This window comes from Chromobacterium haemolyticum DSM 19808, assembly GCF_000711885.1.
Classification (GTDB): Bacteria; Pseudomonadota; Gammaproteobacteria; order Burkholderiales; family Chromobacteriaceae; genus Chromobacterium; species Chromobacterium haemolyticum.
In genome coordinates this window covers 40,075-51,661 of record NZ_JONK01000026.1, presented here as the reverse complement: position 1 = coordinate 51,661, position 11,587 = coordinate 40,075, and the positions used below count along the sequence as shown (strand labels likewise).

Sequence of the window (11,587 nt, the reverse complement as noted above, 5' to 3'; positions counted from 1 at the left end):
AGAAAATGTTTTCTTTGATGTTACAAAAATGTATTGCTGGTCCAGATAGTATGCCTAGTTAAGCAGGACTTCATTATTCGCCCACGGTATCCGAGGACGGCCGTGAGGCTGGAGGAAATGCGGATGTTGGCTTTCTGCTCAACTCAAGGAGTCGCGAGAATATTTTTTCTTATGCCTTCAATGGTGCCTGCAGGCTCTGTTGTCCAAAGAATGCAGCAAGGTACTGGCAGAAGTATTGCACCTGGAACTGCTACTCCTGTCACAAGGGGAAGGAATAAAGTGGGCGGGCTGCCGATGGTGAGCTGCATAGGATCAGGCTAGTTTGCACGACCATGAGTCGGCATTGGGCGAAAGCAAGAAATGCCCTGCGGCCAGTACCACTGGAGCGCAAGGCATACGGTTAATGCTTGTTTCAGGCAGTTTGCCAACTCGTCTGATTCGCCAGAACAGAGTGCGCCTTGGCAATGTCTTCCAGCGAGCCATGTACCATCAACACATACTTGTCTGCCTTGAGCGCTGACTCATACTTGATAGCTTCCTCGCCGCTGACACCGATGCGGGTGAGCGCAGCGCCCACGGCGGACAATCCGCCAATGATGACGGCACCTTCCACCCCGCCAACTAGCGCGGTCACCACCGGCCCGGCCATGGCCAGCAGGCCCAGCCCCGGGATCATGAACACAGCCGGTGCCAGCAACAAGCTCCACAAACCTCCCCAGAACGCACCGATGCCGCCCCAGGTTTTGATTTTGTCGCCGGTGCTATAAAACCCGACCGGGAATTCCTCGCTGTGATAACCCTTTCCGATCAAAGAAAGCTTTTTCACATCAAAACCAGAACGACTGAGAACTCGGATGGCCTCCTCCGCCTCCTGGTGGGTGTTGTAAACATAAACCGATGATTTTTCATGTTCCATGATGCATGTCCTCCATGGCCGGGCAACAAGACAATGCCGCCGTTGGTGGGTTCAGATGACAACGCGGATGTTGTCGATGACATTCCGCACCCCTGGCAGGCAGGCTGCAGCATGATTGGCCAGTGCGCGTTCAGACCAGCTATGGACTGTGCCGCCCAGGGTGATGTCCGGGCCATCGATACTGACGGTAATGCTGTTGATGTCGGCAATGGCGCGGCGCTTCAGTGCCGCTTCCACTTCGTCTTTCACCGCTAGCATCTGCAGCTTCGGGCGGATGTTGATGGTGCTGCTGACTCCAGTCACTCCGCTGACATGCCGGAGCAAGCGGATGGCGGCCTTGCGCTGGAAGTCCCACTCCACATCACCGGATAAGGTGACCCAGCCGTTCTCCACCATCACCTTGATGGATTTGCCGCAGCTTCCTTCCATCAACTGCAAGGCATTGGCTGCTGCGCGCGATACATCGGCATCACTGCGTTTGTCCGATCCGGGCAGATCAACGGCGATCTCTACTGCAATCGCCTGCACACCAACCACACGCTGGGTGGCTTTTTCAGCGGCCCACTTCTCGGCAAAGTTGGCGACATGGCCGCTCAGGGTAATGACGCCCTGATTGGCTTCCACTCCGATGTGGGTAGCGGTGACCGCTGGGTCCCATTTCAGTTCGGCCAGGACATCACTTTGCAACTGGGAATCATTCTTGATCATGACGTCACTCCTTTGTATGAGACGAGTAAAGGCTGAGCCGAACACGCAGATCGGTCTGTTGGCTAGCGCACACAGGAGGCATCGTTTGCATGCCGTGCTGGCCAATGGTCGCCGGGCTGCAAGGGCAGGGGCTGTCGGCTATGTATGCTTGCGCACAGAATATGCGGCATGCAGCTGACACGATGCCACTTCCTGCTTGGCCAGCGCCATCCGGCGGCCAGCATGGAAACGCAACACTCCTTGCAGGAGGCCACACCATGCACAGTGCCAGCTATTTACGCGAATTCTCCTTCGGACAGGGGCAGGTCGGTTTGTACTACGCCCTGCCTTTGCTGCAACAGCAGGGCTTTGGTGCCATCGCGCGGCTGCCGGTGTCCTTGCGGATCATGCTGGAATCGCTGCTGCGTAATCTGGATGGCGGGCGGGTGACCGAGGCCCATGTGCGCCAGTTGGCCAGCTGGCAGCCGCAAGTGGAGCGTAATACGGAAATCCCTTTCGTGGTGGCGCGTATCCTGCTGCAGGACTTCACCGGCCTGCCCTTGCTGTGCGATCTGGCGGCCATGCGCGATGCCACCATTCGCCTGGGAAGGTCGCCCGCGCTGATCACGCCGAAGATACCGGTGCATCTGGTGGTGGATCATTCGGTACAGGTGGATTTCTTCCGCGAAGCCGATGCCTTGCAGCGCAACCTGCTGCTGGAATATCAGCGCAATGCCGAACGCTACCGTTTCATCAAATGGAGTCAGCACGCCTTTGCCAATCTGCAGGTCACACCACCCGGACGCGGCATTGTTCATCAGGTGAATCTGGAGTATCTGGCACCAGGTCTGAGCCGAGATGATCGAATTTACTTTCCCGATACGCTGGTTGGCACCGATTCACATACCACCATGATCAACGGGCTGGGCGTGCTGGGCTGGGGTGTAGGCGGGGTCGAGGCGGAGTCTGCCATGCTGGGACTGCCGGTGTTCTTGTTGCAGCCCGACGTGGTGGGCGTGCATCTGCACGGACACTTGCCGGCGGGGGTGACTGCCACGGATGTGGTTCTCACCCTGACCGCGCTGCTGCGCAAGTCGGGTGTGGTGGGTGCTTTTGTCGAATTCTTTGGGCACGGGGCCGCTCGGCTCACCGTGCCGGACCTCGCCACTATTGCCAATATGGCCCCGGAGTATGGTGCCACCGTGGCGTATTTCCCACCCGATCATCAAACCGTGGCCTACCTGATTGCCACCGGCAGGGACCGCGAGCAGGTGGCTGCTTTTCAGGCCTATTTCCAGGTGCAGCAGATGTTCGGCATGCCATGCCTGGGCGAGATCGACTACAGCCGCATCATCAACGTCAACCTGGCAGACATCGAGCCCTGCTTGGCTGGCTCGCGCCGGCCGCAGGATCGCATCTCGCTGCGTCAGTTGAAGCAAAGTTTCATGAGCACGCTGTTTGCCCCAGTCGAGCAGGGTGGGTTTGGCAAGGGCGGGGTGGCCAGCGATAGGTCGCCGCACCCGGCGCAAACCAGGCAACTGACGCATGGCGACATCGTGATTGCTGCCATCACCTCCTGCACCAATACCTCGCATCCAGGCAGCATGCTGACGGCCGGCCTGCTGGCGCGCAAGGCGGTGGCACTGGGCTTGAAAGTGCCGAGCCACATCAAGACCTCGCTGGCCCCCGGCTCGCAAGTGGTACGCAGACTACCTGCACCGCGCCGACTTGCTGGAACCACTGGCGCAGCTGGGGTTTCAACTGGTGGCCTATGGCTGTACCACCTGCATTGGCAATTCGGGGCCGCTGGACACGGTACTGGAACAGGAGATTGTCCAGGGGGATCTTGTCTGTGCCGCCGTGTTGTCCGGTAATCGCAATTTCGAAGCGCGTATTCATCCGGCGCTACGCGCCAACTTCCTGATGAGTCCACCGCTGGTCGTGGCTTTTTCCCTTGCCGGACGGATAGGCATCGACCTGGGCAGCGAGCCACTTGGCCAGGACGCACAAGCAATGCCGTCTATTTGTCCATGCTGTGGCCAAGCCAGCAGGAAATAGACAGCGCCATGCGTGATGCGGAAGACCCGGCAAGCTATCCACGCTTGTATCAAGTGCCTGACGCCTCCTTGTGGCAGGCGCTGCCGCTCAACCCGCAGCAGTCCTACAGCTGGCCACCTTCCAGTTATATTGCCCGTCCGCCCTTTCTTGATGCGGTAGCGCTAGATGTACCGCCGCCACGGCAGGCAATACGGCAGGCCAGGGTGCTGGCGCTGTTTGGTGATTCGGTCACCACCGATCACATCAGCCCGGCAGGCAGTATTACCACAGACTCCTGTGCTGTCCTCTATCTGCAGCAACTGGGCATTACGCCCGCAGACTTCAACAGCTACGGCTCGCACCGGGGTAATCACGAAGTCATGGTACGTGGCACTTTTGCCAATATCAGGATACGCAACCTGATGTTGCTACCGGCTGCAGACGGCAGGCCGGTCACCGGTGGCATGACCCTGCACCAGCCGGATGGCCAGCAAGGCTTCATCCATGATATTGCCCGGCGTTATCAGGCGGAGCAGGTGGCATTGCTGATTATTGCCGGCAAGGAATATGGTAGCGGGTCAAGCCGGGACTGGGCGGCGACAGGAACGGCACTGCCTGGTGTGCGTGCGGTCATTGCAGAATGCTTCGAGCGCATCCACCGTGCCAATCTGGTGGGCATGGGGGTGTTGCCGCTGCAATTCATGGCAGGGGACTGCATCGCGTCGCTTGGGCTGACTGGCAGGGAATTGTTCACGCTGGAGGGGCTGGAAAATACACTGCTTCCGGCACAGCCGGTACAACTGTATATCGACTACCCCGATGGTACTTGCCGACGCTGTACTTTGTTGTTGCGGGTAGATACCGCAACCGAAGTGGACTACTGCCGCCATGGCGGGATGCCCTTCGTGTTGCGCAGCCTGTTAAGAGCCGCTGACAAACCCTTGTAGAGACTCCGGGCCTCGGCAACGCATAGCAAGCTTGCCCATGGGGTAGGCGGATGGTGGATGAAGTGACGTGCCATCAGCACAAGCAGCGATCAGCCCGTGCCGGCAGTGCTTTCACTTCACCTCATGGCCAATCACGCCACCTACGGCAGCACCACCCACCGTGCCCGCCGCACTGCCACCGGTAAGGATGGCACCCACGCCAGCGCCCACGCCGGCACCGATGGCCGTATCCTTGCCGCGTTCCGACATTGAAGAACAGCCAGCCAGTCCGGCCAGCAGCATGACTGCGCAAAATCCGTTTCGCACTGCACGCATGAATCTCTCCTTGAGCCCGCTCTGCCGGCAACGCGCAGTTGCTGGCGTCGGCTGGCTCTGGCATCAGCCCTCCACCCGTTGGTGGGGGCTTTGATGTAGCAAGGCTAGATGCGACGCCCTTGCAAGATACGCGCCACCACCACGATCAGCATCAACAGCAACAACAGGTGGATCAGCCCACCCATGGTGTAGGAAGTGACCATGCCCAGGCAAAAACAGAATCACTGCAATTGTTTCCAACATGATGACACTCCTGCAAACAGGCAGGCGGCACAAGGCGGATGGCAATGCACCCGCCAGACCCACACCTGCCAGTACTTGGGTCCGCTAACAAAACCCCTGCTGCGTCGGCGCGCCTGGCTTCAGGGGTACTACGCTATTTTGTTAGCCGCTCTTATTCGCTGTACAGGTCGGTACCGTAGAAGTCATGGACGATACTGGACCAGGCCGGGTCGGCCATGTCTGGCCACTGGTCCTTATCAAAGCCTGGCGCGTGGATAAAGCGCTCCTTGCTGATGTTGAGCATGAAACGCTTGTTGATGGGGTCCAGCACCAGCGCTTGCCACGGCACGGCAAACAGCTTTTCGCCCAGCCCCATGAAGCCGCCAAACGCCAGCACGGCATACGCCACCTGGCCGCTGCTGACATTCAGCATGATTTCCTTGATGTCACCCAGCCCCTCGCCTTGTTGATTCAAAACAGCGTCACCTATCAGCGTGTTTGCACCCATCAGATAGGGTCCTGGCCCGCCGGTGTTGCTGCTGGTGCGATTGCTGCCATCCGTATTGAGCTGCATCTGGTTCATCACCTTCTCCTTAAACCGAAGCACGGCTTGCTTCTGTCGTAGCCAAAGGGATTGCTGGCTACTGCTCCGGTTTACGCCAGCCATTAGCACTGCACTGTTCGGCAGCACACCGAAGACCGATAAATCCACCGGCACAACATATTGCCGAGGTGTGCGCTGGCGTACAGATCGGCCTGGCGGGCAAGTCCTAGTCTGGCTGCAGACCCATCACCAAGGAGAGTTTCATGGACAAGTCAGCCGAGCAGGACAAAACCCTTGCCGCCAAACAGAGCGCGGTAGAGGTCTCGGTCGAGATCAGTAAGCAGGACGCTAGCTTTCATTTCCCCAGCGTCGATGAACTGAAAGGCAAATGGAAGGAGCATGTGGGTGCGGCCAAGGTTGTCTGGGGCAAATTGACCGACGACGAACTGCTGCGTGCCGAAGGCCAGGCGCAGAAATTGATCGGGCTGATCCAGCAGCGCTATGCCATTACGCGTGAAGAAGCCGAGCGTCAGGTAAAGCATTTTCTGGACAAGCTCAAATAGGCGCGGGATGTCATTTTCACGGCCGCGCTGTGCCTGGCCTTTGTCTTGCCACTACCGATACCGGAGAACTGCACCATGAAAACCCTACCCCGCCAGATGCTGCCCGCCACCCTGGTCGCCTGCCTTGCGCTGCTTAACTACAACCCGGCTCAGGCGGCAGCAAGCAATCAGGACTTAAAAGATGCACGCCAGGAAAGCCAGCTATCCACTACTTACACCCTGAATCCATCGCTGCGCGATCAGGACATCCGGGTGCTGGTGCATGAAGGCAAGGTCACGCTGACCGGTACGGTGGAGGAAGGGGTGAAAAAGGAGCTGGCCAAAGAAATTGCCCTGGCTGTCGCTGGCGTCACCAGCGTGGACAACCAACTGCAAGTCAACAGCGATTTTGTGCCGAGCAAGTCCAGCGCCGCCCGCAGCTATGGCGAATTGACCGACGATGCCACCATTTCCGCAGCAGTCAGATCCAAACTGCTGTGGAGCAAGTACGCCGATGGGCTTGCTGTGACGGTGCATACCAAGCTGGGCAAGGTCAGCTTGCAGGGAACAGCCAATAGCGCCAGTGCCAGCCAGGCGGCCAGCCGCATGGCAAGCAGCACCCGTGGTGTGGTGTCGGTAGACAATCAGCTACAGATCAGCACTGTCAAACCTACGCTGGCCGAGTCAGTGAAAAATTCCAGCCAGCATGCCGAGCAAAGCATCTCGGACAGCTGGATCACCACCAAGGTGAAATCCAGCCTGCTGTACTCCAGCCATGTTGAAAGCTCCAGCATCAACGTCAAGACACGTCATGGCGTGGTGGCACTGAGCGGCCGGCTGGGCAGCAAAGCCGAGCGCGCGCTGGCGATTGAACTAAGCAAGAACGTGCGCGGCGTCAGGCAGGTAGATGCGTCCGCCTTGTCTTTGTCTGGTCAATAGCCATCATCATCGGATCGCCGGGACGGGATCAGGAGCAAACACCATGCGCTACATACTGGTTGGCATTTCCCTGTCGCTGCTGCTTGGGCCCAGTACCACCCTGCAAGCGCAAACCCGTCTTGACATCAGCATCAGCAGTTATCCTTCCCTGATCCTCATTCCGGGTTACCCGGTGTATTACGACCCTGCGCAGCAGCTCAACTACTTTTTCTATGGCGGCCGTTACTGGGTGTTCCATGAAGATGGCTGGTATTACAGCAACTGGTATAACGGGCCATGGACACCGATGGCGGCAGACCGGGTGCCCGTGTTCATCTGGCGCATTCCCTTGCGTTATTACCATCATCGCCCGGCCTATTTTCAGGGCAGGAGCGCCAATGAAGCGCCGCCCTGGGACCAGCACTGGGGGGCCGGCTGGAGTCGCAAACACCCGGATTGGCAGCAGTGGAACAGGAAATCTGTACCGCCAGCCAGCCAGTCCGCTGCCCGACTATCAGAAACAGTATGGCGGCAACCGCTATCCGCATTCGCTCAAGCAGCAGTCAACGCTGGAGCATCAGCAAGCAAGACAGCACGGTACCGACCGCGATCCTCCCGGACTCGCCACTCCCGATGCGCAGCCGCGTCCGTCGCTCCGGCCCATGCCAGACACTGCGCGCCATGCAGCGCCAGCCATGCCGGATAACAAGCACCCGATGAACGCGGATCAGCCAAATCGTGCCCGCTCTGCGGAGCCGCCCCCACACCCGGCCAGACCCGCTGATGGCCATGCCGAACCCATACGCAAACCCGCCGGGCAGGCCGGTGCAGCTGCTGTGCCAGACAAGCCGGAACATGCCATGCTCCCGCAGCGGCCGCCCACAACGGATGAGCTCAGGCATCGCCCAGGTGCAGAACCCTGAATCCAGCACGGCTTGCTGCTGCCGCAGGCCGGTCGCTTTGCATCTCGCAACCCTGGCTGGCCGAGTAGGCCAGCTCCTTCTGCAAGGACATACAGCATGATCTGGCAACAACGCATAGAACGCCTGGCCTGCCAGCTACGGCAGCACAGCCCCTTGCCGGCGCGCCTGGTCTGCAATGGCCAGGCCATTGATTTCGGCCAGTTCGAGCAGCCATTGGTGACCATGCACATCCGTAAGGCCGCCGGCTTGCGCTACTTGCTTTCCCCGCGGCTGGACCATCTGGGCGAAGCGTATGTCCGGGGCCTGGTCGACATCGACGGCAAACTGGAGGACATCATTAAGATGGCGCATTCCCTGGCCCGCCGTGGCAAGCCCTATCCCTTGCAGCGGCTGGCCGGGCTGCTGTTTCAGCATAATCGTTGGGCCGATCGCCAGGCCATTCAGTACCACTACGACGTGTCCAACCACTTTTACGCACAGTGGCTGGAACCGGAAATGGTGTACTCCTGCGCTTATTTTCCCGAAGGTGATGAAACACTGGCGGCAGCACAAATCAAGAAAATCGACCATATCCTCACCAAGGTGAGGCTGCAAAGCGGGCATACCTTGCTGGATATCGGCTGTGGCTGGGGTGCGCTGGTCATCCGGGCGGCACGGCAATTCGGTGCCAGGTGCCTGGGTGTTACCCTGTCACAACAGCAGTTTGAAGAAGCCACGCACCGGGTAAACCAGGCCGGCGTGCAGGATAGGGTAGAAATCAGGCTGATGGATTATCGCGATGTATCCGGCAGTTTTGACCGGATTACCAGTGTCGGGATGTTTGAACACGTCGGCATCAAGGGGCTGGCCGACTACTTCCGGCAGATAGTGAATCTGCTCAGTCCTGATGGGCTGGCACTGAACCACGGCATCACCTCGGTCAGCACCCGTCAGCGGGATGCACCATTCGGTGCCGGCAATTTCATCGACAAATATGTTTTCCCCGGCGGTCAGCTGCCCCATATCGGCACCACGCTAAGCTCCATGCAGCAGGGCGGTCTGGAGGTGCTGGATGTAGAAAACCTGCGCCGTCACTATGCCTTGACCCTCAGCCTGTGGTCGCAGAATTACGAGAAGAACAGCAGCAGCATCCGCCAGGAAATCGGCGAGGAACGCTACCGTATCTGGCGCATTTATCTGGCCGGGTGTGCCTATGCCTTCCGTAACGATGTAGTCAGCATTTACCAGATTCTGTGTCAGCCCGCAGGACGTCCTGCCGATACCTTGGCGTGGTCCCGCCAGTACATGTACGAATGAGTGTCTTTGCAACAATACGACCACAGCCCTGCGCGGCTAGTTAGCGTTACAGCATGCTGCAGCCAAACATGACCCTTTAGCGAAACGGGAGCGACCATGTCTGAAGATGAAATCCTGCACCAGATTCTGACCCTGAAAGGCAGCCACCAAGGCGTAACGCTAGCCGGTTACTGGCTGATGATGGGTTCAGCCCATGTACCCATGCGCTTTACCATTGATGATGTTCGGGAGCTGGATGGCAATGGCCGCGCCATTTTTCATTGCATCAGTGCGGGTGTCGCATCCCGGCACATTGGCAAGCTAAGTGAGGAGACAATTGTCCAGCTGTTTCAGATCATGCTTGCCCACGAGAGCGGTGCTACCCGCGGAGTATGCATGCTGTTTGACCAGTTGGTGACGCAGCCGGCCTCACCGGCTAATCAACACGGTGTGCCTGCTTATTTTCATCGCCGTTGCTGAAGCATCTCCACCTTGTATCAAGATAAAAGTCCGCATGGCGCGGACTTTTATCTTGATACGGCATCATGTTGTCAATCCAGCAGGCTGCGCATTTCTTCTGCATGCTCTTCTTCCTGCGACAGAATCGTTGTCAGCAACAAGCTGGTGGTGGGATCGCTGTCCTTCAATTCCTGAATCATTTTGCGATAGGATTCGATGGCAATGCGTTCTGCCACCAGATTGGCCTTGATCATGGCCTGGATCTTGTCGGTGTCATTATACTGGCTATGCGCATTATTCAGTAGGTTTTCCGGATCAAAATCAGGCTTGCCATTGAGCTGAACAATACGCTCTGCCAGCATGTTGGCATGCGGCATCTCTTCCCGGGCATGCTGCATGAACTCGGCTTTCAATGCGGTATTGGATAATCCACCCACCGTGTAATAGAAGCGGGTATAGCGAAGAAAGCAGACCAGCTCGGAGGCCAGGGCGGCATTGAGCAAGGCAATCAATTTGTGACGCTCACCTCGATAGCCTTGTGTTACCGCACCATCAGTCATTTTTTTGGCAGCATTGCTGCTCATGTCTTGTTCGGCACTGCTGGTGGAGTTGTCTTTTTCGTTTTTCATCAGCAAAACTCCTTGATTATCAGATCAAAAACCTTTGCAACGGTCTGGTTAGTGAAATGATAAATAGTCATCCTGACTGATCGCGGGGCAACATCACCCCCGCTTCTGATGTCATATGAGTACTTTCGACACTTGAACGGCAGTTCACGGTTGTTCGTCTTCCATAATCCAGACCTGACGTCTTTACGACGCCTTTTCCATGACGCTCACGACCGTGGGTTGTGACCCAAGCCGCTCATGGTGGTTTGCCACCCGCTCCTGTAAGCCGATGGCGAGGGGGCGTACTCTCATCTCTTACGCCGCTTGCTGCGGCACACTAATGTCCGTCACCCAGGCTTGGTCAGGCTGTGATGTTGTGAATTCACGGTTCGGATGGTTGGGGCCAACAAAGAGGGGTGCCCTGTAATGGGCCGTGGGGCTTTATGGCCGCGCTGAGCCTTGATTCGGTGTTGCCTCATGATTCTGGCGACACGGTGCTTGCCACACGCCTTGCCGATTTCGCACAGACCAACCCAGCATCCGGTGCGATCCATACACCCTCCACTAGCCCGCCAGGAGTCGCGAAGTGTCAGTAACCTGGCGTCTTTTTTGGCATGCGCCTTCAGGCAAAGGATCTCGCTCTTGGCCTTGATCAGTTCCGTCGCTTGCCTCTCCGAGTTGTCCGGGGTGACGGCTTTCACCCACTTGTACAGGCTATGGCGGGAAACCCCAAGCCAAGCGGAAATCTCGGCCACCGAGTAGCCGCGCTCGGTGACTTGTTTGACGGCTTCTTCTTTAAATTCTGGGGTGAAACGCGGTGTGTCCATTGGCATCTTTATATACTCAATTTATAAGATGGGAATGCCTACAGGAGCCGGGTAAGTCTGCCGGGGGAGTCCAGGACGCTGATCTGGCAGTCCGTCAAAACCGGCTTGATGGGGGCCTATGTGGTGTCCTGGATAGATCAGGGATGAATCCAACTTACGAGAAGGCGGAAACTTGTTCCTCCCTTCCCTTCTCCTGAGTACCCATAAAGCATTTTCTTGAGAAATTGGTCCTGGTGTTCTATTGTAAAGAAACAATTAATTAACTTTACACAATGTGTTGTTTGATGGTAGTTTGCTTTCCAAACATAAAGCTTGGTCTATTCTTTCTGAAGAAGAACAATATTTGCTCATTTTTGCAAACATTGGC

14 protein-coding genes and 1 pseudogene are annotated in these 11,587 nt (G+C 57.5%); 8 read left to right on the top strand and 7 right to left on the bottom strand.

Annotated elements, in window-relative coordinates:
* Positions 1-412: 412 nt before the first annotated feature.
* Together BR71_RS14705 and BR71_RS14700 are read right to left on the bottom strand one after the other, a co-directional pair.
* Positions 413-916 (bottom strand): hypothetical protein, encoded by a 504-nt coding sequence (locus tag BR71_RS14705; protein WP_043638968.1) that lies wholly within the window; start codon positions 914-916, stop codon positions 413-415.
* Positions 917-967: 51 nt separating this feature from the next.
* Complete coding sequence (locus tag BR71_RS14700) at positions 968-1,624, bottom strand: BON domain-containing protein (RefSeq protein WP_208854884.1); 657 nt, start codon at positions 1,622-1,624, stop codon at positions 968-970.
* Positions 1,625-1,881: 257 nt separating this feature from the next.
* Here BR71_RS14700 and BR71_RS24825 point away from each other — a divergent pair, with 257 nt between their 5' ends.
* Genes BR71_RS24825 through BR71_RS24815 form a run of 3 tightly spaced genes read left to right on the top strand, consistent with a single transcriptional unit; the run spans position 1,882 to position 4,587 of the window.
* Positions 1,882-3,477: an aconitase family protein gene (locus BR71_RS24825; RefSeq protein ID WP_244269644.1), complete on the top strand. Its 1,596-nt coding sequence runs from the start codon at positions 1,882-1,884 to the stop codon at positions 3,475-3,477.
* Complete coding sequence (locus tag BR71_RS24820; protein WP_425265947.1) at positions 3,368-3,661, top strand: aconitase family protein; 294 nt, start codon at positions 3,368-3,370, stop codon at positions 3,659-3,661. Before BR71_RS24825 ends, BR71_RS24820 begins: the two co-directional genes overlap by 110 nt.
* A gap of 8 nt (positions 3,662-3,669) precedes the next feature.
* Positions 3,670-4,587 (top strand): hypothetical protein, encoded by a 918-nt coding sequence (locus BR71_RS24815; RefSeq protein ID WP_244269643.1) that lies wholly within the window; start codon positions 3,670-3,672, stop codon positions 4,585-4,587.
* A 111-nt stretch (positions 4,588-4,698) separates the two neighbouring features.
* Here the strand turns inward: BR71_RS24815 and BR71_RS14690 are convergent, their stop codons facing one another.
* The 3 genes from BR71_RS14690 to BR71_RS14685 all read right to left on the bottom strand — a co-directional run bounded on the left by BR71_RS14690 (position 4,699) and on the right by BR71_RS14685 (position 5,707).
* Entirely contained in the window at positions 4,699-4,902 is a 204-nt protein-coding gene (locus BR71_RS14690; RefSeq protein ID WP_043638965.1) for a glycine zipper 2TM domain-containing protein, read from the bottom strand.
* A 104-nt stretch (positions 4,903-5,006) separates the two neighbouring features.
* Positions 5,007-5,105 carry a lmo0937 family membrane protein gene (locus tag BR71_RS24230; RefSeq protein WP_244269642.1) on the bottom strand — a complete coding sequence of 33 codons (99 nt, stop codon included), beginning with the start codon at positions 5,103-5,105 and terminating at the stop codon, positions 5,007-5,009.
* Between the two features lie 191 nt (positions 5,106-5,296).
* Positions 5,297-5,707, bottom strand: a complete 411-nt coding sequence (locus BR71_RS14685; RefSeq protein WP_043638962.1) for a PRC-barrel domain-containing protein — start codon at positions 5,705-5,707, stop codon at positions 5,297-5,299.
* 224 nt (positions 5,708-5,931) lie between these two features.
* On the opposite strand from BR71_RS14685, the gene BR71_RS14680 reads away from it, so the two are divergent.
* From BR71_RS14680 to BR71_RS14660, 5 genes are all read left to right on the top strand, one after another.
* On the top strand, positions 5,932-6,231 hold the full coding sequence (locus tag BR71_RS14680; protein ID WP_081862684.1) for a CsbD family protein: 300 nt from the start codon (positions 5,932-5,934) through the stop codon (positions 6,229-6,231).
* Positions 6,232-6,306: 75 nt separating this feature from the next.
* Positions 6,307-7,149, top strand: coding sequence for a BON domain-containing protein (locus BR71_RS14675; RefSeq protein ID WP_043638959.1), 843 nt, complete (start codon positions 6,307-6,309; stop codon positions 7,147-7,149).
* 43 nt (positions 7,150-7,192) lie between these two features.
* A complete protein-coding gene (locus BR71_RS24225) occupies positions 7,193-7,834 on the top strand; it encodes a hypothetical protein (RefSeq protein ID WP_156038997.1) in 642 nt (213 codons plus the stop codon).
* 313 nt (positions 7,835-8,147) lie between these two features.
* Positions 8,148-9,347, top strand: a complete 1,200-nt coding sequence (locus tag BR71_RS14665; RefSeq protein ID WP_043638950.1) for an SAM-dependent methyltransferase — start codon at positions 8,148-8,150, stop codon at positions 9,345-9,347.
* A gap of 96 nt (positions 9,348-9,443) precedes the next feature.
* Positions 9,444-9,806, top strand: coding sequence for a hypothetical protein (locus BR71_RS14660; RefSeq protein WP_043638946.1), 363 nt, complete (start codon positions 9,444-9,446; stop codon positions 9,804-9,806).
* A gap of 71 nt (positions 9,807-9,877) precedes the next feature.
* On the opposite strand, the gene BR71_RS14655 is transcribed toward BR71_RS14660, so the two are convergent.
* Together BR71_RS14655 and BR71_RS23660 are read right to left on the bottom strand one after the other, a co-directional pair.
* Positions 9,878-10,414 carry a ferritin-like domain-containing protein gene (locus tag BR71_RS14655; RefSeq protein ID WP_043638943.1) on the bottom strand — a complete coding sequence of 179 codons (537 nt, stop codon included), beginning with the start codon at positions 10,412-10,414 and terminating at the stop codon, positions 9,878-9,880.
* 377 nt (positions 10,415-10,791) lie between these two features.
* Positions 10,792-11,220: pseudogene (locus tag BR71_RS23660) on the bottom strand (transposase); the annotation flags it as partial.
* Positions 11,221-11,587: the final 367 nt, after the last annotated feature.